The sequence below is a fragment of the Bacillus sp. FSL K6-6038 genome, from assembly GCF_038050455.1.
Lineage (GTDB): Bacteria > Bacillota > Bacilli > Bacillales > Bacillaceae_G > Bacillus_A > Bacillus_A pseudomycoides.
On sequence record NZ_JBBOUH010000001.1, the window covers coordinates 1454352 to 1479023 of the forward strand.

Genomic DNA, 24672 nt, shown 5'->3' on the forward strand with positions numbered 1-24672 from the left:
TGCTATTTTAATGGATAACAATTTCAACGTGGAAGTTGTTTCCGTTTTTTACATATTTAATATCTGTGACTGTACGAACCATTTTTAAAATTTCTACCTTTTCCCCAATTCGAGGGATGGTGGGAACATTATCCCAAATGCCAAGTAAATCATCTTCTTGTATCGTTTTTTCGTAAAACCAAATTTTCAATGTAATGCCCCTTTCTCGAACTTTATGTATTTTAATACATAATAAAACATTTTTATTCTTTTTGTAAGGGGTTTTTTATTATATTTTGAATAAAAATTAATTTTGTTCTTCTGGAAAAATATGTTCGATATCAGGAGTAAGGGATACTTCCGATAATACGATATGAGAAACAGTTGTTGCATATGAAGAAACATCATTAATAAACTCTTCAAGTTCAACTAATGAAGGAACAGAAATTTTAACGATATAACAAAGACTTCCAGTTACGCGATAGCAAAAGCTTGCCGATGGATACGATTGAATAAATTGTTGCATGCGCGTTGTATCACCATTTTTTAAGGTGATTTCTAAAATACAATCTAAGACGAGCCCGGCTTTTTTATAATCAATATCAATTGTATATTTTTGAATGACTCCTTCATTTTCTAACTTACGAACACGTTCTGCAGTAGAAGGCGCGGATAAGTTTACGCGTTTTGATAATTCTCGCATAGAGAGGCGACTATCATTATATAATTCATTTAAAATTTTACGATCTACACGATCTAATTGCATATGTAACTATACCTCCAGTAAAATAATAATTTTTGTAAAGAAAATATATAAATAAAGATTCATATGAAATGTGAAAAGGCTATACTTTATTTTACAATAAAACAGAAAGGAATAGGAGGAGAAATGATGGAGAGAATTTCATTATCAGATGTAGGAGAAACAAAGTTTCAAAAATTATTAGGGCATTGTCCAGATATACTACATACTTGGAGTGTATTAGAAAATACATTATATGAAAAAGGGGCACTTTCTGCAGAATTAAAAGAACAAGTACGTAGAACACTTGCTTTTGGAAATGAGTGTTTGTATTGCATGGCAAAAGGAAAGCCAGATGATGTGCAAAAGGTAGAAGAGATTAGTACTGCTGTAACCTTTGCACATGTATTTGTACATAATCGTTCAGCGATAGATGATAAGATGTTTGATGTGTTGAAACAGTATTGGAGTGAGGCAGAGATTGTAGAGCTCTGTGTATATATTTGCTTTATTACTGCTTCACAACAACTTGGATTTTTATTTCAATTACAGCCAGGAGAGGAGAAGGAATAATGCTGAAACAGTCAGCACTTGTTATTATTGATGTACAAAAAGCGTTTAATCTACCTTATTGGGGCGAGCGAAATAATCCTTTTGCAGAAGAGAATATGAAAAGTTTATTAGAAGAGTGGAGACGAAGAGATTTGCCGCTTTTTCATATACAACATGTAAACAAAGAAAATATAGAATCGATGTTTCATCCAAATGCAGAAACAAGTCAGTTTAAAGAGGAAGTACAGCCATTACAAGGGGAGATAGTTATTCAAAAGTGTGTGAACAGTGCATTCATGGGAACAAATTTAGAAAAGCAATTAAAAGAGAAGAATTGTAATTCGATTATTATTGTTGGGTTAACGACGAATCACTGTGTGGAAACAACAACACGGATGGCTGGAAATTTAGGCTTTTCAACGTATTTAGTAAGTGATGCAACAGCTACATTTAATCGAAAAGGGCCGGATGGTTTACAATATTGTGCAGAAGAAATTCATAATATGACCCTCGTAAATCTTCATGAGGAATTCGCTACCATCGTTACAACATCGGAAATATTAGAGAAGGTAAGATTGGTTCAGTTGTAACGATGAATGATTGATACTATTTCAATAAAATATTTGAATAATTATGTAGAAAAAAATAAGAATATTTCGTATAATTAAAGTATAATTATTTTGAAAATAGGGGTGGCAGCATATGGAGCAAATTCCAGTAAAGAAAATAGAAACAGTACTCGTTTTAGCAGAAGAGGATAAACAAAAACAAAAGGAATTTTATGAATTGTTGCTAACAACTCATTTTTATGTTGCTGGATCTATAGAGGCGGATGATTCTGCATCAGAAGGAACACTTCGTTTGCGTTATTTCCAAGGAGAGGGTAGATGGATCGTACCGTTCTTTACACAATTGGAATTTGTGAAAGATGTGTTGCCGGAAGAAACGCCCCTTATTACGATACGTGGAAAAGAATTATTTGAAAATCTAGATCAAGAAGCGACGGCGGTATTGAATGTTGGTACAGAGCTTAGCAAAACGTTTATTCCAGAAGAGGTTGCGGATATAGCATCTGGGCGTATATTTAATTATTATCAGTAAAAAAATTGTTGTCAGCACTCCTTATAGTCAACTCGGTATAAGGAAATATATATAAATACAAATTGAAAAATCGACATAAAACCTAATATGTAGGTGGAAGAGAGCATCCGACCATGCATAAAAGCGGTCAGACCCTCTTCCTGCCCCATGCTAAGTGAAAACAAAGAGAGAAAGTAAGTGCGGGTCACCTTTTTTCTTCATAGCAGCGACTTATATGTTGAAAAATCAAAATGGATATATATAGTAAAAAGGAAAAGCGATACACGCTCTTCCTTTTTTTGCTGTGAATGAAAAATTATATAGAGTATTTCCTTCTAACCTAATATAAAGTGAAATCTTAATCAGTGAGGATGATTAAAATTTCACACCTGAAGGGATAGAAAGTGTATTTCTTTCCGTGTCCATTGTGGCAGTAACACCGAGTGGTATTCCGACATTTGGCTGTATATGCCCGATAGGAAGGCCGAATAATACAGGAATATTGTATGGAGCGAGATAGTTATACAATATGGTTTGTAATGATAGAGACTGCTTTGAGGCTATACAATCATGGCAGCTTGTGAATACAACTCCTGCACATTCATTCAATTTTCCTGCTAAATGTAATTGATTGAACATGCGATCAATACGATACGGTTCTTCTCCAATATCTTCAAGTAATACAATTTTATTCGCTGTATAGATTTCATAGGGGGTACCCAGTGTACTTACTAAAACGGTTAAATTACCTCCAACTAATGGTGCGGAAACTGTACAAGTAGATGTAGTGGTAATGCATTCTGCTGCTGGTAAAATAGTTGAATACGGATAGAATAGTTGATTGAAAGAAGATAAAGAAAGAGAATTCACTCCTTTTCCTAATTCTTCAATCATAGGTCCATGGAATGTAATGAGTCCTGCATATTGTGAAAAGGCAATATGTAAAGCAGTAATATCACTATATCCCCAAAAAATCTTCGGGTTGTTTCGAATGAGTTCATATTGAATATGAGGAAGGAGACGACCACTTCCGTATCCACCTCTTGCGCAAAAAACGGCTTGCACTTCAGGATTGGAAAAAGATTCATGTAAATCCTGAAGGCGGATTGCATCATTTCCAGCTAGATAGCCGTATTTCTCGTAAACACTTTGACCAATTATTACGGATAGGCCCATTGTTTCTAATACTTTTTTTCCTGCAAGGACGTGTTCTATTACTGGAGGGCCTGCTGGAGCAATAATCATTACCGTATCGCCTTGTTGTAAGACATTTGGCTGAATCATTTAAATCTCCTCCTTCGTTTTCAATATATTCGTTTATAAGCAGTTCGATCCTTTTAAAAGAAGGGAAAAGTTTGTTGAGTCGAGAAGATATAAGAGGGCATAGGGAGGGGAAGAAGGATGTTTACAAGCAGAGTAAATGATGTATTACAAATAAAGTATCCAATTATTCAGGCTGGTATGGCAGGTGCAATTACGACACCAGAGCTTGTTGCGGCTGTGTGTAATAGCGGCGGCCTAGGAACGCTCGGGGCTGGTTATATGAGTTCGGAACAAATTCGTCAATCTATTTATAAAATAAGAGAGTTAACAGATAGGCCGTTTGCAGTAAATTTGTTACTTACGAAAGAAATACAAATTGAGGAAGAAAAAGTACAAGTAGCAAGAAATTTATTAGAGCCGATACGAAAAGAATTAGGTATAGATGAGTATAATCAATCATTACAACTTCCGAAAAGTTATAAAGAACAATTGCACGTGTTAAAGGAAGAAAAAGTTCCGGTTATAAGCTTTGCATTTCACACGTTAGAACAAGAGGAAATTGTATCGTTGAAGAAAGAGGGCATAAAGATAATTGGAACAGCTACAAATGTGGCAGAAGCGAAGGTGCTTGCTGAATTAGAGGTAGATGTAATTGTTGGACAAGGTAGCGAAGCTGGAGGACACCGCGGGACTTTTATTGGGAAAGAACAAGATTCTATGATCGGTACATTTGCATTAATTCCACAAATGGTAGCCGCAGTATCAAATATCCCAATTGTAGCGGCAGGAGGCATTATGAATGGACAAGGTCTTGTTGCAGCAATGGCACTAGGTGCAGAAGGCATTCAAATGGGAACAGCATTTTTAACAAGTGAAGAAAGTATTACACATAATGTACATAAAAAAGCGGTACTGCACAGTACAGATACGAGTACAACTGTAACGAGATCATTTTCTGGAAAATATGCAAGGGGGGTTCGAAATACATTTATAGAACAACATGAAGAAAAAGAAGAAATGCTCCCAATGTATCCGGTTCAAAATGTATTAACCGCTAAAATACGTCAAGAAGCTGCAAAACAAAACAAAGGGGAATATATGTCACTCTGGGCTGGACAAGCTTCTTCATTAGCAAGAAAAGAATCAGCTCAGCAAATTGTTGAACGAGTGTTGGGAGAAGTAAAGGTAACCGTAGAAAATTTACAAAGCCTATATATAAAAAGACCACTTGAATAATTCAAGCGGTCTTTTTATTAGTTTGTTTTATAAAATTGCTGGATCGCTTCGTCGATGAATACCCAGCCTTTCCAGCCTAAGTGCATATGATCTTTTAAGAAGTATTTGTCATACTCATGGTTTGAAAAGTCAGCAATTGGATAGCCAGCTTGTTTAATTTGCTCATGAACTTTCTTATAGTATAATTCGCGTCGTTCTTTCGGGAATCCAGCATAATCATACCAAGGACCTTTTACAGGAACAGAAATGAAGAGTGGTTTTGCACCAGATTGTTTTAATAAATCGAGCGCAATTTGTAAATCTTCATATTCTGGAGAGTGATCATAAGCGTCATTTTTTAAGTAATCTTTGCGTTGCTTCAATTTCTTTTTAATTTTGCTATTGAAGTAATCATCTTCGATACCATACTGATTTGATTTTGATTCTAATTCACCAGTTTGATCCGCGTGTTTACGTGCTTCATTCCAGTTCATTTGTTTCAATGCTGGATCAAGTTGTTCTTTATGCGGTTTAATATCGAACATCACTGTAAATATGTCTTTGCGATCTAAAATATTACGGTAAAGATAAGCAAATGGTTTCGCTGCAATTGCTTTTATCTTATGTTTAGTATCATCATAGACAATGCCTTCTAAAGATATTTTTAATAACGTCTCTTTTTTTACAATTTCAAAGTTCAATAAACGTTTTGCAATTTGTTTTTTCATTTCAGGCTTTAAATCATTGTTAAAAATGAAATGGTAGCCTTGTTGTTTTGAAAAGTTAGGTGCAAAGTGTGTTTCATCAATGCCTTGTGGTACAAACCATTGTGGTGAAAGAACAAAGACCATTTTTTTATCTTTTAATTGATCCATTGTAGATGCAAAGTTTAGCACATGGATAAGGTCTTGCGTTCCACCACGACCAAGAAGAAATGGTGTGAATCCTTCAGGTTTTACTTTAAAGTAATTGGATGGATGAAAAGCATCCATTCTTGCAAATTCCGATGAACCATACATCGGAAGGTATTTCGGATCTTCTAACATTTTTTGCTGTAAAATCATACTTTGTATTTTCTCTGATTTTAGAGAAGTTGCCGCCTCTTCTACTTTCTTATCACTGACAAGCGGAAGTAGAAAGCGCGTTGGAATAAGTAAGAATACAGCAAAAAGGGCCAATGCTAAGAGCATCGGTCCAAAAGTTGCTTTTTTCATCGGATTTCTTCCAACTTTTTAATAATCATGTTTGGTGTTGCCCACTCATCACGATCAAAATCAGAAATAGATACTTCGATATCTAGACGTTCTTGGAATTCTACTAATAAAGATACTGTACCGAAAGAATCAAGGATACCTTCTTCAAATAATTGTACATCTGGATTTTCTTTTACAATATCATTTTCACAAACTTCTTCTAAAATATCTAATACTTGATCTTTAAATTCTGCCATTTTTAAAATCTCCTTTATATCCGAAATATATTATGTGTAACTTCTTAGCTGTAAGAAAAGAAGCTATTCATTAAAAGTATCTGTTAAGGTGACCAGAGAAGATTAGGAAACCGAAACATACGAAATGGAACGTAATCACTACTGCAAGAACATGCATGAATTTATTGTTTGGCCAAAATTTATGTTTCTTGTTTTTTCGTTCGAAAATATCAAACGCAATAAACAAAACAGTATGGTAAAGGCCGTAAATAATGTACTGGTAAACATGTTCACCTAGAATATGCCAAACGCCCATAATGAAAAAGTTTAAAAATGCACCGATATATGAAATCGTGTAGCGATTTTTAAGTAGCTTTTTCTTTGTTGCGAAAAAGACAAAGCGCATATAAATAAAATCACGGAACCAGAATGATAAGGTCATGTGCCAACGGTTCCAGAAATCTTTAATGTTACGACTAATAAATGGTTTATTAAAGTTTTCTGGTGTTTTAATACCCATCATATAACTGACACCAATTACGAATGCACTATAACCTGCGAAGTCGAAGAATAGGTATAAACTGTAACTATACATATAAATCGCATTAGAGAAAATGGTATCTTGATTTGCAAATACTGCATCAACAAAATGCTTCTGCAATAAATAAGCGATAATAAACTTATACAGGAAACCTTGGAAAATACGATTAATACCTGTATAGAGTAACTTTTGATATTCTTCAGCACTTGGTGGCTTTTGAATATCTTTTTGGAACCTACGATAACGATCAATAGGTCCAGTCGAGATAGCTGGGAAGAACAGAACAAATTCCCAGAAATTAAAGAATGAGAATTCTTTAATTAAACCGTCACGAATCTCAAATACCATTTGTACTGCTCTGAATGTTACATAAGACATACCAGCAAATACAATGAATTTTAATTCATGTACAAATGGTGCGATTTTTGCCAGAATTAGTGGCAAAATCGATAAAATAACAGCCATGTAAAACATGGACGTATTATTATTTTGTTTTCTTAATAATAAATAGCCTTTAATAAGGATGTATTGCCAAATGATAAATGCTGCTAACATCATTGCTTGCTTCGGTTTGTCAGAGAAAATAAGTGCAAGCATTACTAACGTTAGAACGGCATTATATTTACGCAACATTTTACCTTTTAATCCAGCTATGATAGTAGGTATTAATAAAATGCCCACTATAGCGAAAAAATAAAATGATCCATATGCGGTCATGCTGTAACCTCACTCAATAATTTTTTGCGATCTACCTTTCCATTTGGTGTCATTGGAATAGAAGATTGATACATGAATTTACGTGGAATCATGTAGTTTGGTAATCGCTCATTGAGTTCTTTTTTGATTGCAGATGTCAATTTGAATTCTTTTTCAAATGAATGCTCTCCAGGAACAACAACCGCTAATAAATAATCGTATTTTTCACCTTTTTTAATTGGAACAACAACTGCTCCTTCTACGTAAGAACATGCGCGAAGGTGATGTTCGATTTCTTCTAATTCCATTCGATAACCATGAAGCTTAATTTGGAAATCAAGACGACCATTATAGAATAGAAGACCATTTTCTACATAGCCAGCATCACCTGTTTTGTAGGCGCGCTCACCATCAATCATTGTGAATACTTTTTCTGTTAATTCAGGGCTTCCTAAATAACCAACGCTTACGCTTGGACCAACAATTACGATTTCACCTTTTTCACCATCTGGTGCAATCGTGCCATCTTCTTTCATAATAAGAAGGCGACAGTCTGATTTACAGTAGCCAACAGGAAGAGATTTATATTTATCAACAACCTCTTGTGTAACGTGAATGCCTGTTACAGCAACAGTAGCTTCTGTAGGACCGTACGTATTCATAATTGCTGCTTTCGGGAAGCGCTCAATTAATTTTCTAGCTACTTCATTTGGTAATACTTCACCGCAGAATAAGAATGTTTTCAAGTTTGGTAGCATACTTTCAGAGAAAGAAGCTTCCATTAAACACATTTCTGCGAAAGATGGTGTGGAAGTCCATACTTGAATATCCGATTGCTCTAAAGAAGCAAACAAGTCTTTTGGACGTGCAATCATATCTTTATCGATTGCCCAAAGTGTACCACCTGTTACTAACGATGGGTAAATGTCCATTACAGATAAATCGAATGAGAACGGTGCTTGGTTTAAGAATACTTGTCCTGTTTGTAAGTTGAAATCTTGGGCAGCCCATTTTGTAAAGCTAACAAGACAATTATAAGTAATCTGCACACCTTTCGGGTTACCTGTGCTCCCTGATGTGTAAATAATGTAGAAGTTCTCATCATCTTTTACCGCATGCTCAGGGTTTGGCGTTTGCCCTTTATGAGTAAAGAAAATGTCTTTTAAGTTGTCTTCACATACGATGCGAACTGGTAAGCCAGTTACAGCAACTTCTACCGGAGATAGAAGTAACTTCGCACCAGAACTTTCAGCAATACGTAGTACACGATCAGCTGGAATAGATAAATCTACAGGAATGTAAGCATGTCCAGCTTTCACACACCCTAAAAAGTTGATGATCATTTCAGGTTGCATATGGCCATAAACCATAATTGGTGAACGATCATCTGGATACTCAGAAGAAATCCAGTGCGCCAATGCATCAGAATCTTCCTTTAATTGTTTGTACGTAATTTTCGCATCTCGCCAAACGAAAGCGGTTTGATCAGGAGTTTCAACTGCCCACTTTTCGATTTGTTCTAATAACTTCATAACGCTCCCACCCTAAAATTCATTGTAAATAAATGTGCTTGTGTTTGTATCATGGAAACCATACAACCAAAGCAAAGCAAATAAAATTGCAAGGTAATAAAAAGTTTTTGCAAACCATTGTGTGAGTGGTCGAGACCATATCTCTTTTAATCTTTCCATGTCTTTCCCTCTCTTATGAAATAGTAACTATATGTAGGTATCATGTCCTACATCATTGTGAAAAAAACGAAATTCCACATTTTAGGTAAAATTTAGACAAAAAGGCTCTTTTTTGATAGTAGCACTAAATACAAAAAAAGAAAATCCCTAACTTAGCAATTATATTACATTCTATATGAATTTGTAATGGATTTGTCTTTTTTTAATGAGTTGTGAGTGTATAAATCGATTTTTTGAAAATGAAAATCTTACAAGGAAATTAAATAATCACAGTGAAATAAGAAATGTGAAGAATGAAAAGGAGGTTGTCAGGAATGGAGGGTTTGAAAAAGGTATGGCAGACATATGTGTCAGAGGAAAATATTATAAAGTGGCGGAGACATTTTCACCAATTTCCTGAACTATCATTCCACGAGGAAAAAACTTCACAATTTATATATGATACATTATGTTCATTTTCAGCTTTTGAGGTGACAAGACCGACGCGGTATAGTGTGATGGCAAAGAAAAAAGGAAAGAAGGCAGGCAAAGTAATAGCAATTCGTGCAGATATGGATGCCCTGCCAATTCAGGAAGAAACGTCTAAACCATATGCATCAGTTATTTCAGGGGTTATGCATGCATGTGGGCATGATGCACATACCGCTATTTTATTAGGTACAGCAGAAGCGATAGCAAATAAGAATGAGGATTGGGAAGGAGAAATTCGCCTTTTATTTCAGCATGCTGAAGAAGTGTATCCTGGTGGTGGACAGGAAATGGTAAGAGCTGGTGTGATGGATGGTGTGGATTATATTATCGGCCTACATGTAATGTCTGGATTAGAAACGGGGAAGGTTGGAGTTGTATATGGGCCTATGATGGCTGCTCCCGATGTATTTACGATTGAAGTAAAAGGAAGAGGTGGCCATGCTGCTAGGCCGGAAGAAACTGTAGATCCGATAGCAGTTGGTGCGCAAATCATTACGAACTTACAACATATTGTATCTAGAAATACAGGCGCTTTTATGCAAAGAGTTGTTTCCATAACACAATTTCACGGGGGAACAGCAGATAATATTATTCCTGATACAGCATATTTAATGGGAACAGTCCGGTCCTTTGATCAAAAACTAAGGAAAGAATCGGAAGAGATGATTGAACAAATTGCTAAGGGGATTGCAGAGGCACATGGTGCAGCGTATACGTATACATATCGCTATGGATATGACCCGGTTATCAATGATACGTTTATTACAAAAATAGTAGAAGAAAGTGCGGTAGAGTTGTTTGGAAAGGAGCGAATTGTAAAGCTAGCTCCTTCGATGGGAGGGGAAGATTTCTCGGCATATTTAAGAAAAGCGCCAGGCTGTTTTATTAAATTAGGAACTGGAAATGAGAAAATCAAAACTTGTTATCCTCATCATCATCCAAAGTTTGATGTGGATGAATCAGCTTTAATTAATGGGGCAGAGTTATTTTTACAGGCGACAATGAATTTACTAAAAGCTTAAAAGAGTACAAAAAAAGGCAACTGCGCTTATCGCAGTTGCTTCTATTTCTTTCCGTTAGAGAGGGCTGAGAAAGAACTATGCTCATTTATAGTATATGAATAGCTGGCGGACAAGCTTGTACCTTTTCATTATTTTTTAAAAAATAGTTATTGACTTTGATAATCATTTTCATTTAATCTGAAAGTATAGTTGAAATTGATAATTATTATCAATATATTCACAAGTGCAGAATGGATGAGGGAGAGATGAAAAAGATATTTCGCCTTGGGCAAAGGGAAATTAAAAATAAAGATATAAAATGGCAACGGCGTGAAATTCGTGCTGAATATGTAGAGGAGAAGAAAGGAAACAAGGAAGAAGAAGCGATACATAATCAAGGGAGAGATTCAGTTGAATAAATTTGTAATGATTTTTGCAAGTATGAGTGGAAATACAGAGGAGATGGCTGATCATATAGCTGGAGCGATTCGTGAAACAGGAAATGATATTGAAGTGATTGACATTATGACGACGCCAGAAGCTTCTATATTAGAAGAATATGATGGGATTATTTTAGGAGCGTATACGTGGGGAGATGGTGAGCTTCCTGATGATTTCTTAGATTTTTATGACGAAATGGAAGAAATTCATTTAGCAGGTAAAAAAGCAGCAGTATTTGGATCTTGTGATTCTGCTTATCCGAAATACGGGGCAGCTGTTGATATCTTAATAGAAAAGTTACAAGAGCGCGGTGCTGAAGTTGTAATGGAAGGGCTAAAAGTAGAACTAACGCCAGAAGATGAAGATGTAGAGAAATGTCTTCAGTTTGGTGCTGAATTTGTAAAACACCTTTCTTAATGGTGAGAGGGAGATGAAGATGGGTGCAGGGGAAAATATCAATTAAAACGATGACAGATTATCATTTATATGATTTTATGCGTTGTCCACATAAGTTTTATTTTCGCTATATAAAAAGAAGAGAACCTTCTTCGTTTGAATGGAAACAAATGGTTCAATCGATTGTAAATCAAATTATTATTGACTATTACACATCACCTGTAGAAAAACAAACAACAATGCTGTTGTTAAAACGATTAGAGAAACATTGGGATAAAGTGCGTATTGGAATGTTCGCTTCTAAAGCAGAATATTATATTGTTCTTGCAAAGTTAACGGACCATCTAATACAGTTTGTGAAAAATGATGCGAGTAAAACACCACCTTTATTTTTATATGAGAAGTTACAAACATATATGGACGAGTTAGGTGTGCACATTTCATTAACGTTTGAAGTGGGTGAATGGTCTACACAATCGTTTGTAATTAAAAAGTATGTTGTTGATGCAAATGAAGAAATGCTTGCTCTTTTTCAAAAGCTTACGGCAGTGTTTAGCTACAAAGTTTTTGGGATTCTTCCCGAAAGAATTGAAGTTGTTAATTTAATAGAAGGAACTAGGTACGAATCTGTTCCAAAAGAGCAAGATATTATGGATGGAATGAACGATTTATATAGAATGAAAGAAATGTTACAGCAACCAGAATATTACACAGAACGTACATTTTGTTCTGGATGTATTGGATGTGCTTTTCGTAATGAATGCAAAGTAGACGAGATGCAAGATGCATTGATAGCGAAGAATACTATACTACATTAGGGGGTGCAAATTTGCATCTCTTTTTGGTGTTGACATGAAAAGCTTTTCATCATTTACGGTATATACGTAGGGGAACTTATGATGGGAGGAATACTTAATGGGAAATGGAGTAAAAGTATTTCAATGGTTAAAAGAACAACAGGCTCCTTTTTGGGTCCAATTGCAAATTTTGCAGGCGTTTCAAATGTATAAATTAATTGTAGAAATGGATAAAAAATTAATGATATACGAGGAAAAGAAGAATAGGGAAAGAAGTTAACTCCTTCCCTGAAGTATAGTTTGTAAATGTTTTCGATTCTTCTGTATCTCCTGTTCGTTATTTGTTTCAAAGTTATAAACAAGGTTATGGAGTAATGGACTATACTGATAAAATTGAATGACACGCTTAAAGAAAGATAAATCATGATGGGGAGTGAGAGTATAGTACCGTTTATATATGGCATTTGTAAATTCACTACCAAAATTGTTATATAATCCAGCGAAGTCAAAGGCAGGATCTCCAATTTGAGCATCACCAAAATCGATAATACCAGCAATGCTTCTTTTCTCCCCATCAAATAAAATGTGATGATGTGTAAAGTCAGCGTGGATCATTGTTTTTTGGAAATCAGATGCATACATATGTTCAAAAAAATTCTCGAATAAACAATCAAAGGCTTTTTTTTCTAACAATGTAAGTGTGCAAGCAAGATGAACGTGTAATTTCGTTTGAATCTGTCGCCAATATGAGATAGGTTTCTCAGTATCAAATCCCCATTTTACAGCATGTTCTATTGGGATGGTATGTAAAGAAGCGAGAAAGATAGCAAGCTGCGAGATAACTGTTTCACGTTCTTTTACAGTTAATCTTTCTATTGTTTGTACTGTTAATGGCTCCCCATGAATGAGTTTATAATAACTACAAAATGGAATTAAATCTAATTCATTTTTATATAAGATGTGGTATTTTGGGACCTTTATCTCTTGTGACGATTGAGAAAGTATTTCGCATAGTTCTTTTTCGCGAGGTATTCGTTTTGCATACTGGGATTTACGTGGAAAACGGAAAAGCCATTCATTGTTAATGATAATGGCTACATTATCCCAGCCATTATCGTTTTGTTCATAAGAGTGTATAGGAATATTGGGTAGTGATTGCTGGATATCTCGCATATAAGATGTCATATGATTCTCTCCTTTTTTGTGGATATATGCATTAATATTATCAGAATTTTTAAACTCTGTGATAATATGGAATAAATATATCGAAAAAAGAGAGGGACATAATGTTTAAATGAAATGCAGTTAAGTTATAGAATGAAGATTATAAAAGAAGATAATACGTTTAAAATTGCGAAGCAACGGCAACGTGTAGAATAAAAATGTCCCCGAAAAGTGGGGACATTTTTTGTATTCACAGGTTCTCGTTTTGTTGCCCAATTTCTTTTTTTGCAATTTCTAGATTGCCTTGTTCGACTTGTTTATGCACATTTATAGAATCACCAGCATAACCTTTTTGTGTTTTTACAACTCTTTTAGAAAAGAGTGAGGATTGTTTGGTCATAATATAGTTCCCTTCCCATTAAAAGTAGACGAAAATGATGAGTACAAGTAATATTGTCCCGAAAATACCAATCCCAACTAAAAAGGAAGTATTTTTATATTGAGTCGGTTTATGAATATCTTGCCTGTATCCAGGTGAGATTTCAGGAGCAAACTCTTCATCGTAGGGCTGCTGTTTTTTCTTTTCATCCATAGATTTACACCTTTCTTTTTTATTATGTTACACGTTTAAAGAGGAACTATGCATGATGAAAAAAGCCGCTATGATTAGCGACTCTTTTGTGATGTATATTTACGTTGTACTTGCAAGAGACGAACGAGCAGAAAGGTAGCTCCAAATGCTAGCCCTATAATAAGACCAATCCAATAACCTTTAGCTGCCAAAGAAGTATAGGTTGCTAATATATAACCTAGAGGTAGACCAATGATCCAGTAGGCAATAAGTGTCATAATCAAGGTAACATTCACATCTTTATAACCACGGAGTGCACCTTGCACTGGAGTAGCAATTGCATCGGAAATTTGAAATAAAATCGCAAAAATGAGAAACTCTTTTGCTAAATCATGAACAGCAATATCTGTTGTATAAATAGATGCAATTTGATCGTCAAAGAAAAAGAGTAAGATAGAATATAACAAGGCAAAAGCAAGTGCCAAACCAATTCCAATAAAACTGTATTGTTTTGCGTTTTCACAGCGATTTGCTCCAACTTCAAAACCCACTGCAATTGTCATGGCCATTGCTAAACTTAAAGGTGTCATATATAAAAGGGAAGCAAAGTTCATTGCTGCTTGATGTGCAGCGATTGTTGTTGTGCTAAAATTACTCATCATGAGTGTTACGGCAGCGAAAATACTCGTTTCAAAAAAGATGGCAAATCCGATAGGTACCCCAAGTTTTAATAATTCTTTCCAGCTTGAAATAGAAAGTCGGTATAAGCGCCTGAAGATACCAAAAGATGTAAACGGTTCTTTCGTACGGATAATAATAATCGTAATAAATAAAATGCACCAATATGTTGCGGTAGAAGCAATTGCTGCACCAACGCCTCCTAGTTTCGGAAAGCCGAAATGACCGAAAATAAATACATAGTTTAAAATGACGTTAATAGGTAAGGAAAGTAATGTAATAATCATTGTTGTACGTGTTTTTCCTAATGCATCAATAAACCCACGTAATACAGTATAGACAAATAAAGGAATGATACCAATTGCAATAATGCTTAAAAATTGAGAAGCAATGTGTTCGACCTGCTCTTCTAAATGCATGCCTTTTAGAATTGGTGAAACGGCAAAGAAACCAATGAGAATAACAAGTAAACTAACTCCGATTGCCAAATACACGGCTTGTATCACGATATGAGGAACATCCTCTTTTTGTTTTGAGCCAACAAGTTGAGCGATAATAGGCGTGGTAGCCATTAAGATTCCTGTTAATCCCGTACTAATCGGAATCCATATACTTGTTCCAATTGCGACCCCTGCTAAGTCAGTAGCACTTGCATGCCCTGACATTGTTGTATCAAAAAAACTCATTGCAAATAAAGACATTTGCGTTACAAAAATCGGGAAAAATAGTAATACAAATTGTTTTATTTTTTGTGAAAATGAATTGGTTTCTTTCATAAAAGCTCCTTTCTATGTAGGACCAAACTCTTTCTATCATACAATTTAATAAGAAAATAGAAAAGAAATACACATATGTGAATGTATTGTTATATTTTGAAAGAATGAAAAAAGAGATGCACTTTGAAATTGGATAAGGTATTATGATAAGGTGTGAAAAAAGTATATATAAGGTATTAAGGAGGCACTACTCGTGGCTGATTGGTTAATTGGTTTAATCATGGGAGCTGTTGAAGGATTAACGGAATTTTTACCGGTTTCATCAACGGGACATATGATTTTAACAGGACATTTAATTGGATTTGATGATGATAGAGCAAAAGTATTTGAAGTTGTCATCCAATTGGGATCGATTTTAGCGGTTGTCGTTGTATTTTGGAAACGTTTATGGTCATTAGTTGGGATTGGCAAGGTAACACAAGGACCATCTTTAAATTTATTACATATCATTATCGGTATGATTCCAGCAGGAGTACTTGGTGTTTTATTCCATAGTAAAATTAAAGAAGTTTTATTTGGACCAGGCCCCGTTGTTATCAGTTTAATCGTTGGTGGTATTTTAATGATTGTTGCTGAGAAATTTTCAAGACCAAGTACAGCGAAAACATTGGACGAGATTACGTATAAACAAGCATTCACAATTGGAATGTTCCAATGTTTAGCACTGTGGCCAGGATTTTCACGTTCTGGATCTACAATCAGTGGTGGATTATTAGCTCGTGTATCTCATACAGCCGCTGCTGAATATACATTTATTTTAGCGGTACCAATGATGGTTGCAGCATCAGGGTTAGATTTAATTAAAAGCTGGGACGTATTAAGTTCAGCAGATATCACATTATTTGTAACTGGTTTTATTACGGCTTTCCTTGTAGCAATGCTTGCGATTGTTTCATTCTTAAAATTATTAGCTCGTGTAAAGTTAACACCATTTGCTTATTATCGTTTTATTTTAGCTGCGGTGTTCTATTATTTCTTCATTATGTAATAAAAAAACTGCCATTTGGCAGTTTTTTTTATTTTACTATTTTTTCAATCATATTTTCCATCGCATGTTCCCAAAGTGAAGTGTCGTCAGCTAATGTAGCACGGAAATTAGCATACATGTCTTTCTGTTTTTCTTCAAATTGTGGATCATCTTTTTCAGGTAATGTAGCACGCATAGAAGTTACTAATTCTTGCACTTTTGGAGCACGTGGTCCCCAAACCGCCTGTTCTTTTCCATCCTTATCAATAAAAATAAAGATTGGAATGGCACGGGCTGTTCCATTTGTTAAATATTGATCCATTAACTCTAAATTTTCATCACGGATGAGTAATCTCATTTCAATATTGGAAACTTCGCAAATACGTTTCATAACAGGTACGCAAAGAAGAGCGTCTCCGCACCAATCAGCGGATAGTACAATAACACGCCATCCGTCGTTTTGACGTTCTTCTAAAATAGGAAGCAATTCGTTCGGAATTAAAAAGTTATTATAAATATGTAGTAATTCATACTGGTTCACAGTCATGTTATTTACGTATGTATCAAAGGACATACCTTTATCAGCCCATTGTTGTAATGTCATATGTAACACCTCTTTAGTATATTTTTGTTTTTATTGTATCAATTTTTATCGTGAAATGCTTGTAATCTTACTCTTTCCTTTTGTTATCAGTAGACCATAATTTATCCAAGATAAAAAAGAAAAGGACAATAAGTAATTCAGCTTTATTGGAGATCGTTATACTTTCTATCCAATCATCTGCAGTATGAATAACGAGCCAATCAAGCGAGATTTCTATGAGGGAAAGCAGTAAAAAGGATAGCCATTTTGACATGTGCGTGAGCAGAGGGGTTAAAAGTACTTTGAAAAATAAAATCAAGAAACTACTAATTCCATCTAGTATAAGGGCTAATAAAAAAAAGAGAAGCAGTGCAGATCGTGATGTATATTCTACACCAATGAGGCGAAAAACTCCGACATACATAAAGAAAATGAGTGCAAAAGCAATAATTATAAGAAGGGTAATACTACTAATAACAATCGTTTTATCTTTTCCACTTAGATCTGAAAACTTTTCTTCGTCTGGATTCATGATATACCCCCAAAAAGTTCATCTTATAAAGTGAAACTTTAATCAGTAGGGGGCTTCATCCCCCACTGATTATTAGCCCTCATCAATCGAGCTTTGCCCCCACCTAACTTCTTTGCTCTCGCTGAATTTTGAGGTGGGGGTCTGACTGCCCGTTAATGCGGGATAAAAGGAAAAAAATTCATATTTTATTATATCATGAATACTTGATGGGAAGTGAAAACAAAAAAGGTGCGACGAATCGCACCCTTTTTGTGGCTGATGTGAGTTTCAGCATGTTAGAAAAGCAACCTGTATCATTTATTTCCAAATAGATAATAAATGATACGTGCTCTAGTGAATAACGGAGATTTTTTACTATTGGGTTTTGTTTTGGGAGTGTATCTATCAAATAAGTGAATACATTATGAGTGATTGTATGGGAAAAAAAGATGACAAAATGTAAAATATAAGGTAATATAATTCATAATATTTTTATTTAACTATATGAAATAAAAGGGAGATGTAAACGGTGTCTCATAATCGCGAACAATTAATGGAGGATCTATCTGCAAATGTTTTTGCTATGTTTCGTTCATTGCGGAATGATATGGGGAAAATTTTTGGAGATTACATACCATGGAATGAATTTCTCGTGCTCCGTATATTAAATCGTAATGAAAAAGAGATGGTTTCTCGCGTAGCAAATGAACTACATGTATCAAACAGTCATATTACAGCTGTTACAGAAAAGCTAATTAATAAAGGTTTTGTAACGCGTTCACGTTCTACATCTGATCGTCGTGTTGTATATTTGGAAATTACGGAACAAGGAAAAGAGTTAGTTGCAAAAATGGAATTGGCAAAAAAACAGTATTTAAAAGAAAGGTTTTCGGCCCTATCTGAAGAAGAAATGCATCTAATGATATCTATTTCGAAAAAACTTATATAGAAAAAAAGCCAGATGAACTATGGCTAATCGAGAAACCTTCCTTGTTTTAGGGAGGTTTTTTTATTCATACTAAAATGAAAAATTGAAATTTGTTACATAGAAGAATGCGATGTGTATGATTGGGATGGGAAAGGCATACTAACAATGATGGAAGATGAAAGGAGGAAGAAAGATGACGAATCGCAACGGGAGTCAAGGAAGTGGAAATCAAGGTTCACCAAAAACAGGGCAGTTTCAACAAGAGTTTAGTTCGGAGTTTATAACTGGTAATGATAATAAGGGAAAAGAATATCGTTCGAACAAAGGAAGTAAGTCAAAAAAGGAGTGAATAGATTCACTCCTTTTTTGTTAGGAAATTTGAATTGTATTTTAAGATAAGAAAATAGACCATCTTGTTAATACAAGATGGTCATGGAAGGGGACAATTTATGTCAATTTTAATTAGGGATGGAAAGCTGTTCGAGACACTGGGGAATGTCTCATTATTAGGGAGGAACAGCTTCGATAGATATAATATAAAAGATAGATGTGACCTCAATGTGAACTTGAAGTGAAAGGTATGGGGATTTTAAAAATTCCCCTCTTTTTAAATAATAGAGGGAAGGTAAAACATAGTTAGAGGTCCCATAGTCTAATGAATAGTGGATAAAAAATAGACCATCTCGTTAATACAAGATGGCCATGGAAGGGGACAATTTATGTCAATTTTAATTAGGGATGGAAAGCTGTTCGAGACACTGGGGAATGTCTCATTATTAGGGAGGAACAGCTTCGATAGATATAATATAAAAGATAGGTGTGACTTCAATGTGAATTCGAAGTGAAAGGTATGGGAATTTTTCAGTTGAAATCTATGGAAAAAAGGATTATGCTCAACTATATTATGAGATTATAAAGATTTATCCAAAATAATGAGTTTGCTCTAAAAGTATGAGGAATTGAAAAAAGTTAGGTGAAAAATTACTTTCCGTAAGATTTGGTCCGGTCAAAACGAACGATTAGTGTATGGAAAGAGGTTTTACTTTATTAAGGGAGTTAGTGATATGGAAGCAACAAAAAAACAAGGATTTTATAATCGTTTTATACGATTAAGTCCGCCGCAAATTTTAGCAATGGGCTTTTTTTGTTTAATTGTTGTCGGGGGAATGTTATTGAAACTACCATTCGCGACAAAAGAATCAATTAGTTGGGTAGATGCGTTTTTTACAGCAACCTCGGCAGCGACAGTAACCGGTTTAGGAGTTGTAGATACTGCTAGTACTTTTACAATGTTTGGTCAAATTATCATTATGTTGTTAATTCAGACAGGTGGTCTTGGATTAATGACAATCGCAATTTTAATTGTATGGGTGTTAGGAAAAAAAATTGGTTTACGTCATCGATTATTAATTGGAGAAGCGTTTAACCAAACGAATATTGGCGGTCTTGTAAAATTAGTGAAGCGTGTCTTTATTTTTTCTATTTGTATTGAGTTAGTAGGAGTTGTTTTTTTATCCATTCGATTTATCCCGGAATTTGGTTTCGGCAAAGGTTTATATTATAGTATTTTTCATGTTATCGCCTCTTATAATAATGCGGGATTTGCACTATGGCCAGATAATTTAACAAGATATGTAGGAGATCCTATTATTAATATTGGAATTTGTTCTTTAATTGTTATAGGTGGTTTAGGTTTTACGGTGTTAATTGATATATGGTATAGCCGTAGTTTTCAGAAACTATCACTTCATTCGAAAATTATGATTGTTGGAACAGTAGCACTTAATGTTATTGCGATGATTGTGATTTTTATATTGGAGTATAATAATGTGAAAACATTAGGATCACTATCTTTAGGTGAAAAGATATGGGCTTCATTTTTCCAGGGGATTACACCGCGTACAGCAGGATTTAATACGGTTGATTATGGAGGAATGGAAGAATCATCAATATTGTTTACGATGATTTTAATGTTTATCGGTGCAGGAAGTGTGTCGACAGGTGGCGGAATTAAGTTAACAACATTTGTTATTTTAATTACATCGGTTATTTCCTTTTTTAGAAAGAAGGAAGACTTTGTTTTATTTCATCGTACAATCAAAATGTCAACGGTAACGAGAGCGTTAGCAATTGTAGTTGCCAGTCAAATTCTTATTTTTACAGCAGTATTTTTATTAATGCTTACAGAAAACTTTAGTTTTATTCAACTTTTATTCGAAACAATTTCAGCGTTTGGTACAGTGGGGTTATCAATGGGAATTACGGCTAAGTTATCTGTAATTGGAAAATGTATCATTATGTTTGTTATGTTTTGTGGGTTAATTGGTCCGTTAACGCTTGTATTCTCTCTAGCGCGACCAGCTAAACAAAAAATTCGATACCCATCAGAAGATGTTTTCACAGGATAAGGTATCTCGCAAAAAGCGAGATACCTTTTTTCTTTAAAAAAGTGAGAACAATAAACCGATGATTGCAGCGCGGAATAACAGAGCAACAATAGCAGCAATGCCGCCCACAATAGCAGCGATGCCACCGGTTACAGTAGCTCCACGATTATAGGCATAAATACCTAGTAAAACAGAAACAAGTCCGAAGAGTGTAGGAAATGTAAAGAGTGATAATACAGCAAGAGCAAGAGCGATAAACCCTGCTGTGGATCCTGCTGTTTTTGATTTTACATCGTCTTTATCGTTATAGTTGATATGCTGAGGAGCAACCTCTGCTGCGTACTCTTCTTTATAGTCCCCTTCTTCGGTTCTATGTTGTTCATTAATTTTATCAGTCAACGTAAAGTCTCCTTTCATAGCAAGGTTCATTAGTAGTATGTATATCTTTTTCTTTTTTATCCGGCAAGAAATAGATAGGCATATCATTACTTTATTTCGCTATTTGCAGGCGGTAACACTCCCACCTCAAAATTCAGTGAAAGCACAGGAGTTAGGTGAGAGATAAACTGCCCGTAAAAGTCTGATTAGTGAGGGCTGATTAAATTTTCACTTTATCAGACTGAAGTGAAGGATATGTATATTGTTTTTAGATTCTAAGCTGAAGAAAGCTGATAATGGAACAGTGTTTTTTCATGAATTGTAAAACTTGGTATGAGTTCCTCTATTTTGGAAAGTATAAAAAAGAATTAAGAGGAAAAAGGTGGTTTAAATGATGGAACATCCAATTGAAAACTTAATGAAAACGGCAATGACAAATTTAAAAGAGATGGTCGATGTAAATACAATTGTCGGAAGCCCTGTTTCAACAGCGGACGGAAAGGTTGTTTTAACTGTTTCAAAAGTTGCCTTTGGTTTTGGCGCAGGGGGAAGCGATTTTAAAGGGGAAACGTCTGTAGGGAAAAGTTTGGCAGGACAAGGACAACAAAAAGAGGCGAAACAAGGGCATCCGTTTGGAGGTGGAAGTGGTGCAGGAGTTTCAATTGATCCTGTTGCGTTTTTAGTAGTAGGATCTAGTGGTGTACAAGTTTTACATTTACATAGTGGCACACACTTGATTGAAAAGGCTTTGAGTACAGTTCCAAGTACTATAGATAAGTTTGTAAACGGTCGTTAAAAAGTAAACTTGCATTTTTTAGGAATTATGATATATTAGAAAAAGTGTGTTCAGAAACGACAAATATAATTGGAATGTAAATATATATGATTTATGAAATAAGGGAGAGGTAGTTATGATTAACATCAAGAATTTTGCTGTCGGCTTATGTATGTTAGTAAGCGGATTTGTTGTGTATGTAGTAAAAGAAAAGGCTCCATTCTAAAACAGACAGATTGTGATGTCTGTTTTTAATTTTTTAAAATAAATATTGACGAATTTATTTTTAAGTGTTATGATGATATTTCGTGTCTCGGTTACAGCTAGTATATATTGGATATTTCTTGTAAATGCAATATGAAAAATTTGCGAAAGATCGGGTAATTTTACCAACAACTTTTGTGAATAGACCCAAAAAGTTGTATTTGTAAGCTTATACACATGCTAGTGTATCAGGAGCGGTCAGAGGAACCGTGTTGATGAGAGAGAGGTAGGGCTTTCATCCAGTATATGTTACTTTCCCGTTTAGGTGAATATAAAAAAAGAAGTCTCCTTGTTATAAGGAGGCTTCTTTTTTTTATAAACTACTTTCAATTCGTTGACAAATTTCATCAGTTGTTAAGCCACTTGCTTCAATAACGGGCCCTTTTATTACTGCATTACTAATTCCCATTACATTAGAATCTTGTCCAGTTACGACGCAACAATCGCACCCTTGCACGTCATTTTCAGAACGTAGTGAAATTACTTCATGTCCTTGTTGTTCTAAAGCTTGTTGAACATCGGTTAAAGAATTTTCAACACCAATTTTCGCCATACTCTTCACCTCCTACCATCTAGTAATATGCTCCATTTTTTAGGAAATATTTATGTTTTTAAGGAAAATATGGTAGAAATGTTGATGTATTTAATATTTACGAACAGGGAAATCCCCCTCCTAAAACAAAGAGGTGGGGGATAGCTGCTCAGAAAAGCCCGATTAGAGAGGGGAAGAAAAAATACGTAATGTATTAGTCGTTATATACACCTGTGAGCATTTGACTTACAAACTGATCATTTAATTGATCTTGAGCAGATTCATCATTTGATTGAATGTCAATTGAGGCAGTGAAGTTGTTATTCTGTTCTTCATTTGGAGATACCTCTACGTAATTGTTAAATTTACACAAACCTTTCGTATCCATTAAATCAAATAGTTGTAACATTTCTACTACCTCTTGTCTCGTTCCTTTAATTTGTACACATGCCATATTATTTTCCTCCTTCATTTGACAATTTGTTTTTTTAAATAGGATTATGAAAGCTGCATGAAAAATATGATTTTTATTTTTATACAATGTTATTTTGCTTATTTTCCTCCTTTTCAATCAAAAGTCGTTTTTATTCCCGAATATACGAAATCGGACGCCCGTTTATTGAATACAATAGATTCGCATCATTTGACAAAACTCCTTCTTTTAAGTAAATATTTTTTAGGATGAAAAATGGCGAAAAAAATTTTTGACATTTTGTAAACGTTAACAATGTTGATAAATCAATATAAACAAGGATGTATATAAATTAAAAATTATAAATTTTCTAAAAATTGTCTTGATTTATTTAAAAAGGAGAGTAAACTAGGAAACAATAAAAAATTCATAGAACATAGGGGGCGCTTTTAAGTGAATGAGCAATGGATTTTCTTAAATGGAGAATTTGTTCCAAAAGACGAAGCAAAAGTTTCAGTATATGATCATGGTTATTTATATGGCGATGGAGTGTTTGAAGGGATTCGTGTCTACAGTGGCAATGTCTTCAGGCTCAAAGAACATCTTATTCGTTTATACGAGTCAGCAAAATCCATTATGTTGGAAATTCCATATACGTTAGAAGAAGTGACAGATATTGTTGTTGAAACGATTCGTCAAAATAAGTTATCTAACGGATACATTCGTTTAGTTGTATCACGAGGTGCTGGGAATCTTGGGCTAGATCCTGATTCTTGTTCGAAACCGAATGTAGTTGTAATTGCGGAACAGTTATCTTTATTTCCGTCGGAATATTACGAAAAAGGTATACCGGTTGTGACAGTTGCCACACGTCGTAATCGCCCAGACGTATTAACACCACAAGTAAAGTCTTTAAACTATTTAAATAATATTTTAGTTCGAATTGAAGCGAAGCTTGCTGGTGTGCAAGAAGCACTTATGTTAAATGAACAAGGTTATGTTGCAGAAGGGTCTGGCGATAATGTGTTCATTGTAAAAGGAAATAAATTAATTACACCACCAAGTTCTGCAGGGGCATTAGAAGGCATTACAAGAAACGCTATTTTGGAAATTGGAGAAAAGCTTGGATATGACGTAAGAGAAGAATTATTTACAAGACACGATGTATATGTAGCTGATGAGGTATTTTTAACAGGAACTGCAGCTGAAGTTATTGCAGTTACGACAGTTGATGGAAGAACGATTGGGCTTGGGAAAACGGGTCCACATACAAATCGTTTATTAGAAGAGTTTCGTAAATTAGTTGTAGAAGATGGAGAGAAAATTTACGAAGAAAATAAAGTTGGATGATAACTCATTATAAAGTTGTAAAGCGTTGATAGGGAGGAGTAGTTGATTGTGAAGCCTCACAGAGAGTCGGTGGTTGCTGGAAACCGATGGTTCACGTTGACG

General features: G+C 34.8%; 33 protein-coding genes, 1 pseudogene and 1 other annotated feature (1 of these 35 cut by a window edge). Of the genes and pseudogenes, 17 read left to right on the plus strand and 17 right to left on the minus strand.

Features of this window, described 5'->3' with window-relative positions; all coding sequences use genetic code 11:
• Positions 1-7 precede the first annotated feature (7 nt).
• Entirely contained in the window at positions 8-190 is a 183-nt protein-coding gene (locus NSQ40_RS07345; protein WP_003196117.1) for a DUF3913 family protein, read from the minus strand.
• 96 nt (positions 191-286) lie between these two features.
• The gene (locus tag NSQ40_RS07350) at positions 287-745 is read right to left on the minus strand and encodes an Lrp/AsnC family transcriptional regulator (protein WP_003196118.1); all 459 of its coding nucleotides are present in this window, start codon (positions 743-745) and stop codon (positions 287-289) included.
• A gap of 126 nt (positions 746-871) precedes the next feature.
• Between NSQ40_RS07350 and NSQ40_RS07355 the strand changes: the two genes are divergently transcribed.
• The 3 genes from NSQ40_RS07355 (at position 872) to NSQ40_RS07365 (ending at position 2374) form a co-directional block, all read left to right on the plus strand.
• Positions 872-1294 carry a carboxymuconolactone decarboxylase family protein gene (locus NSQ40_RS07355; RefSeq protein ID WP_018764186.1) on the plus strand — a complete coding sequence of 141 codons (423 nt, stop codon included), beginning with the start codon at positions 872-874 and terminating at the stop codon, positions 1292-1294.
• Positions 1294-1863 carry a cysteine hydrolase family protein gene (locus tag NSQ40_RS07360; protein WP_003196120.1) on the plus strand — a complete coding sequence of 190 codons (570 nt, stop codon included), beginning with the start codon at positions 1294-1296 and terminating at the stop codon, positions 1861-1863. Before NSQ40_RS07355 ends, NSQ40_RS07360 begins: the two co-directional genes overlap by 1 nt.
• Positions 1864-1975: 112 nt before the next feature.
• Positions 1976-2374 carry an SseB family protein gene (locus NSQ40_RS07365; RefSeq protein ID WP_003196121.1) on the plus strand — a complete coding sequence of 133 codons (399 nt, stop codon included), beginning with the start codon at positions 1976-1978 and terminating at the stop codon, positions 2372-2374.
• Between the two features lie 354 nt (positions 2375-2728).
• On the opposite strand, the gene NSQ40_RS07370 is transcribed toward NSQ40_RS07365, so the two are convergent.
• Entirely contained in the window at positions 2729-3637 is a 909-nt protein-coding gene (locus tag NSQ40_RS07370) for a S66 peptidase family protein (RefSeq protein WP_003196122.1), read from the minus strand.
• A 117-nt stretch (positions 3638-3754) separates the two neighbouring features.
• On the opposite strand from NSQ40_RS07370, the gene NSQ40_RS07375 reads away from it, so the two are divergent.
• The gene (locus NSQ40_RS07375) at positions 3755-4852 is read left to right on the plus strand and encodes an NAD(P)H-dependent flavin oxidoreductase (RefSeq protein WP_258248214.1); all 1098 of its coding nucleotides are present in this window, start codon (positions 3755-3757) and stop codon (positions 4850-4852) included.
• A gap of 17 nt (positions 4853-4869) precedes the next feature.
• Here NSQ40_RS07375 and dltD read toward each other — a convergent pair whose 3' ends face one another.
• From dltD to NSQ40_RS07400, 5 genes are all read right to left on the minus strand, one after another.
• On the minus strand, positions 4870-6045 hold the full coding sequence (dltD, locus tag NSQ40_RS07380; protein WP_258248215.1) for a D-alanyl-lipoteichoic acid biosynthesis protein DltD: 1176 nt from the start codon (positions 6043-6045) through the stop codon (positions 4870-4872).
• Positions 6042-6281, minus strand: coding sequence for a D-alanine--poly(phosphoribitol) ligase subunit DltC (gene dltC / locus NSQ40_RS07385; RefSeq protein ID WP_003196126.1), 240 nt, complete (start codon positions 6279-6281; stop codon positions 6042-6044). Before dltC ends, dltD begins: the two co-directional genes overlap by 4 nt.
• A gap of 70 nt (positions 6282-6351) precedes the next feature.
• On the minus strand, positions 6352-7518 hold the full coding sequence (gene dltB, locus NSQ40_RS07390) for a D-alanyl-lipoteichoic acid biosynthesis protein DltB (protein ID WP_018764189.1): 1167 nt from the start codon (positions 7516-7518) through the stop codon (positions 6352-6354).
• Entirely contained in the window at positions 7515-9029 is a 1515-nt protein-coding gene (gene dltA / locus NSQ40_RS07395; protein ID WP_003196128.1) for a D-alanine--poly(phosphoribitol) ligase subunit DltA, read from the minus strand. Before dltA ends, dltB begins: the two co-directional genes overlap by 4 nt.
• 12 nt (positions 9030-9041) lie before the next feature.
• Positions 9042-9188 carry a teichoic acid D-Ala incorporation-associated protein DltX gene (locus tag NSQ40_RS07400; RefSeq protein WP_003206349.1) on the minus strand — a complete coding sequence of 49 codons (147 nt, stop codon included), beginning with the start codon at positions 9186-9188 and terminating at the stop codon, positions 9042-9044.
• A gap of 314 nt (positions 9189-9502) precedes the next feature.
• On the opposite strand from NSQ40_RS07400, the gene NSQ40_RS07405 reads away from it, so the two are divergent.
• The 5 genes from NSQ40_RS07405 to NSQ40_RS07425 all read left to right on the plus strand — a co-directional run bounded on the left by NSQ40_RS07405 (position 9503) and on the right by NSQ40_RS07425 (position 12574).
• Positions 9503-10681 (plus strand): M20 metallopeptidase family protein, encoded by a 1179-nt coding sequence (locus NSQ40_RS07405; RefSeq protein ID WP_018764190.1) that lies wholly within the window; start codon positions 9503-9505, stop codon positions 10679-10681.
• A 245-nt stretch (positions 10682-10926) separates the two neighbouring features.
• Positions 10927-11079: a hypothetical protein gene (locus NSQ40_RS07410; RefSeq protein WP_018764191.1), complete on the plus strand. Its 153-nt coding sequence runs from the start codon at positions 10927-10929 to the stop codon at positions 11077-11079.
• A complete protein-coding gene (locus NSQ40_RS07415; protein ID WP_016113977.1) occupies positions 11072-11518 on the plus strand; it encodes a flavodoxin in 447 nt (148 codons plus the stop codon). Before NSQ40_RS07410 ends, NSQ40_RS07415 begins: the two co-directional genes overlap by 8 nt.
• A 23-nt stretch (positions 11519-11541) precedes the next feature.
• Positions 11542-12315 (plus strand): hypothetical protein, encoded by a 774-nt coding sequence (locus NSQ40_RS07420; RefSeq protein WP_003196133.1) that lies wholly within the window; start codon positions 11542-11544, stop codon positions 12313-12315.
• 97 nt (positions 12316-12412) lie between these two features.
• Positions 12413-12574 (plus strand): hypothetical protein, encoded by a 162-nt coding sequence (locus NSQ40_RS07425; protein WP_016113979.1) that lies wholly within the window; start codon positions 12413-12415, stop codon positions 12572-12574.
• On the opposite strand, the gene NSQ40_RS07430 is transcribed toward NSQ40_RS07425, so the two are convergent.
• The 4 genes from NSQ40_RS07430 to NSQ40_RS07445 all read right to left on the minus strand — a co-directional run bounded on the left by NSQ40_RS07430 (position 12571) and on the right by NSQ40_RS07445 (position 15483).
• The gene (locus tag NSQ40_RS07430) at positions 12571-13479 is read right to left on the minus strand and encodes an aminoglycoside phosphotransferase family protein (protein ID WP_003196134.1); all 909 of its coding nucleotides are present in this window, start codon (positions 13477-13479) and stop codon (positions 12571-12573) included. The genes NSQ40_RS07425 and NSQ40_RS07430 overlap by 4 nt on opposite strands.
• A gap of 229 nt (positions 13480-13708) precedes the next feature.
• Positions 13709-13858 (minus strand): hypothetical protein, encoded by a 150-nt coding sequence (locus NSQ40_RS07435; RefSeq protein ID WP_003196135.1) that lies wholly within the window; start codon positions 13856-13858, stop codon positions 13709-13711.
• A gap of 18 nt (positions 13859-13876) precedes the next feature.
• Positions 13877-14050: a hypothetical protein gene (locus NSQ40_RS07440; RefSeq protein ID WP_003196136.1), complete on the minus strand. Its 174-nt coding sequence runs from the start codon at positions 14048-14050 to the stop codon at positions 13877-13879.
• A gap of 74 nt (positions 14051-14124) precedes the next feature.
• Positions 14125-15483, minus strand: a complete 1359-nt coding sequence (locus NSQ40_RS07445; protein WP_003196137.1) for an MATE family efflux transporter — start codon at positions 15481-15483, stop codon at positions 14125-14127.
• Between the two features lie 193 nt (positions 15484-15676).
• On the opposite strand from NSQ40_RS07445, the gene bacA reads away from it, so the two are divergent.
• Positions 15677-16471, plus strand: coding sequence for an undecaprenyl-diphosphate phosphatase (gene bacA, locus NSQ40_RS07450; protein WP_003206340.1), 795 nt, complete (start codon positions 15677-15679; stop codon positions 16469-16471).
• 28 nt (positions 16472-16499) lie between these two features.
• On the opposite strand, the gene NSQ40_RS07455 is transcribed toward bacA, so the two are convergent.
• Positions 16500-17054, minus strand: a complete 555-nt coding sequence (locus tag NSQ40_RS07455; protein ID WP_003196139.1) for a thioredoxin family protein — start codon at positions 17052-17054, stop codon at positions 16500-16502.
• Between the two features lie 67 nt (positions 17055-17121).
• Positions 17122-17565 carry a YrvL family regulatory protein gene (locus NSQ40_RS07460; protein WP_003196140.1) on the minus strand — a complete coding sequence of 148 codons (444 nt, stop codon included), beginning with the start codon at positions 17563-17565 and terminating at the stop codon, positions 17122-17124.
• 508 nt (positions 17566-18073) lie between these two features.
• Between NSQ40_RS07460 and NSQ40_RS07465 the strand changes: the two genes are divergently transcribed.
• The 3 genes from NSQ40_RS07465 to NSQ40_RS07475 all read left to right on the plus strand — a co-directional run bounded on the left by NSQ40_RS07465 (position 18074) and on the right by NSQ40_RS07475 (position 20880).
• The gene (locus tag NSQ40_RS07465) at positions 18074-18493 is read left to right on the plus strand and encodes a MarR family winged helix-turn-helix transcriptional regulator (protein ID WP_003206336.1); all 420 of its coding nucleotides are present in this window, start codon (positions 18074-18076) and stop codon (positions 18491-18493) included.
• Between the two features lie 172 nt (positions 18494-18665).
• A complete protein-coding gene (locus tag NSQ40_RS07470; protein ID WP_016113985.1) occupies positions 18666-18821 on the plus strand; it encodes a hypothetical protein in 156 nt (51 codons plus the stop codon).
• A 715-nt stretch (positions 18822-19536) separates the two neighbouring features.
• Positions 19537-20880 carry a TrkH family potassium uptake protein gene (locus tag NSQ40_RS07475; RefSeq protein ID WP_006094139.1) on the plus strand — a complete coding sequence of 448 codons (1344 nt, stop codon included), beginning with the start codon at positions 19537-19539 and terminating at the stop codon, positions 20878-20880.
• A gap of 33 nt (positions 20881-20913) precedes the next feature.
• On the opposite strand, the gene NSQ40_RS07480 is transcribed toward NSQ40_RS07475, so the two are convergent.
• Complete coding sequence (locus NSQ40_RS07480) at positions 20914-21276, minus strand: hypothetical protein (protein WP_003196147.1); 363 nt, start codon at positions 21274-21276, stop codon at positions 20914-20916.
• A 355-nt stretch (positions 21277-21631) separates the two neighbouring features.
• Between NSQ40_RS07480 and ytfJ the strand changes: the two genes are divergently transcribed.
• Both ytfJ and NSQ40_RS07490 read left to right on the plus strand, forming a co-directional pair.
• A complete protein-coding gene (ytfJ, locus tag NSQ40_RS07485) occupies positions 21632-22033 on the plus strand; it encodes a GerW family sporulation protein (RefSeq protein ID WP_018764198.1) in 402 nt (133 codons plus the stop codon).
• Between the two features lie 115 nt (positions 22034-22148).
• The gene (locus tag NSQ40_RS07490; protein ID WP_016113989.1) at positions 22149-22238 is read left to right on the plus strand and encodes a hypothetical protein; all 90 of its coding nucleotides are present in this window, start codon (positions 22149-22151) and stop codon (positions 22236-22238) included.
• 351 nt (positions 22239-22589) lie between these two features.
• Here NSQ40_RS07490 and NSQ40_RS07495 read toward each other — a convergent pair whose 3' ends face one another.
• Both NSQ40_RS07495 and NSQ40_RS07500 read right to left on the minus strand, forming a co-directional pair.
• Entirely contained in the window at positions 22590-22829 is a 240-nt protein-coding gene (locus tag NSQ40_RS07495; RefSeq protein ID WP_003196153.1) for a YkuS family protein, read from the minus strand.
• Positions 22830-23022: 193 nt separating this feature from the next.
• On the minus strand, positions 23023-23262 hold the full coding sequence (locus NSQ40_RS07500; RefSeq protein ID WP_016113990.1) for a DUF3911 family protein: 240 nt from the start codon (positions 23260-23262) through the stop codon (positions 23023-23025).
• Between the two features lie 57 nt (positions 23263-23319).
• Here NSQ40_RS07500 and NSQ40_RS07505 point away from each other — a divergent pair.
• Together NSQ40_RS07505 and ilvE are read left to right on the plus strand one after the other, a co-directional pair.
• Positions 23320-23516, plus strand: a pseudogene (locus NSQ40_RS07505) (hypothetical protein).
• 157 nt (positions 23517-23673) lie between these two features.
• On the plus strand, positions 23674-24570 hold the full coding sequence (gene ilvE, locus NSQ40_RS07510) for a branched-chain-amino-acid transaminase (RefSeq protein ID WP_003196156.1): 897 nt from the start codon (positions 23674-23676) through the stop codon (positions 24568-24570).
• A gap of 16 nt (positions 24571-24586) precedes the next feature.
• Positions 24587-24672, plus strand: a binding site (T-box leader); it runs 143 nt beyond the window's last position.

What these genes read in the sequence shown, in the direction of transcription:
- NSQ40_RS07350 (WP_003196118.1), bottom strand. Translation starts at nt 745, where the DNA reads ATGCAATTAGATCGTGTAGATCGTAAAATTTTAAATGAATTATATAAT.
- NSQ40_RS07355 (WP_018764186.1), top strand. Translation starts at nt 872, where the DNA reads ATGGAGAGAATTTCATTATCAGATGTAGGAGAAACAAAGTTTCAAAAA.
- NSQ40_RS07360 (WP_003196120.1), top strand. Translation starts at nt 1,294, where the DNA reads ATGCTGAAACAGTCAGCACTTGTTATTATTGATGTACAAAAAGCGTTT.
- NSQ40_RS07365 (WP_003196121.1), top strand. Translation starts at nt 1,976, where the DNA reads ATGGAGCAAATTCCAGTAAAGAAAATAGAAACAGTACTCGTTTTAGCA.
- NSQ40_RS07370 (WP_003196122.1), bottom strand. Translation starts at nt 3,637, where the DNA reads ATGATTCAGCCAAATGTCTTACAACAAGGCGATACGGTAATGATTATT.
- NSQ40_RS07375 (WP_258248214.1), top strand. Translation starts at nt 3,755, where the DNA reads ATGTTTACAAGCAGAGTAAATGATGTATTACAAATAAAGTATCCAATT.
- dltD (WP_258248215.1), bottom strand. Translation starts at nt 6,045, where the DNA reads ATGAAAAAAGCAACTTTTGGACCGATGCTCTTAGCATTGGCCCTTTTT.
- dltC (WP_003196126.1), bottom strand. Translation starts at nt 6,281, where the DNA reads ATGGCAGAATTTAAAGATCAAGTATTAGATATTTTAGAAGAAGTTTGT.
- dltB (WP_018764189.1), bottom strand. Translation starts at nt 7,518, where the DNA reads ATGACCGCATATGGATCATTTTATTTTTTCGCTATAGTGGGCATTTTA.
- dltA (WP_003196128.1), bottom strand. Translation starts at nt 9,029, where the DNA reads ATGAAGTTATTAGAACAAATCGAAAAGTGGGCAGTTGAAACTCCTGAT.
- NSQ40_RS07400 (WP_003206349.1), bottom strand. Translation starts at nt 9,188, where the DNA reads ATGGAAAGATTAAAAGAGATATGGTCTCGACCACTCACACAATGGTTT.
- NSQ40_RS07405 (WP_018764190.1), top strand. Translation starts at nt 9,503, where the DNA reads ATGGAGGGTTTGAAAAAGGTATGGCAGACATATGTGTCAGAGGAAAAT.
- NSQ40_RS07410 (WP_018764191.1), top strand. Translation starts at nt 10,927, where the DNA reads ATGAAAAAGATATTTCGCCTTGGGCAAAGGGAAATTAAAAATAAAGAT.
- NSQ40_RS07425 (WP_016113979.1), top strand. Translation starts at nt 12,413, where the DNA reads ATGGGAAATGGAGTAAAAGTATTTCAATGGTTAAAAGAACAACAGGCT.
- NSQ40_RS07430 (WP_003196134.1), bottom strand. Translation starts at nt 13,479, where the DNA reads ATGACATCTTATATGCGAGATATCCAGCAATCACTACCCAATATTCCT.
- NSQ40_RS07435 (WP_003196135.1), bottom strand. Translation starts at nt 13,858, where the DNA reads ATGACCAAACAATCCTCACTCTTTTCTAAAAGAGTTGTAAAAACACAA.
- NSQ40_RS07440 (WP_003196136.1), bottom strand. Translation starts at nt 14,050, where the DNA reads ATGGATGAAAAGAAAAAACAGCAGCCCTACGATGAAGAGTTTGCTCCT.
- NSQ40_RS07445 (WP_003196137.1), bottom strand. Translation starts at nt 15,483, where the DNA reads ATGAAAGAAACCAATTCATTTTCACAAAAAATAAAACAATTTGTATTA.
- NSQ40_RS07455 (WP_003196139.1), bottom strand. Translation starts at nt 17,054, where the DNA reads ATGACATTACAACAATGGGCTGATAAAGGTATGTCCTTTGATACATAC.
- NSQ40_RS07460 (WP_003196140.1), bottom strand. Translation starts at nt 17,565, where the DNA reads ATGAATCCAGACGAAGAAAAGTTTTCAGATCTAAGTGGAAAAGATAAA.
- NSQ40_RS07470 (WP_016113985.1), top strand. Translation starts at nt 18,666, where the DNA reads ATGACGAATCGCAACGGGAGTCAAGGAAGTGGAAATCAAGGTTCACCA.
- NSQ40_RS07475 (WP_006094139.1), top strand. Translation starts at nt 19,537, where the DNA reads ATGGAAGCAACAAAAAAACAAGGATTTTATAATCGTTTTATACGATTA.
- NSQ40_RS07480 (WP_003196147.1), bottom strand. Translation starts at nt 21,276, where the DNA reads ATGAAAGGAGACTTTACGTTGACTGATAAAATTAATGAACAACATAGA.
- ytfJ (WP_018764198.1), top strand. Translation starts at nt 21,632, where the DNA reads ATGGAACATCCAATTGAAAACTTAATGAAAACGGCAATGACAAATTTA.
- NSQ40_RS07490 (WP_016113989.1), top strand. Translation starts at nt 22,149, where the DNA reads ATGATTAACATCAAGAATTTTGCTGTCGGCTTATGTATGTTAGTAAGC.
- NSQ40_RS07495 (WP_003196153.1), bottom strand. Translation starts at nt 22,829, where the DNA reads ATGGCGAAAATTGGTGTTGAAAATTCTTTAACCGATGTTCAACAAGCT.
- NSQ40_RS07500 (WP_016113990.1), bottom strand. Translation starts at nt 23,262, where the DNA reads ATGGCATGTGTACAAATTAAAGGAACGAGACAAGAGGTAGTAGAAATG.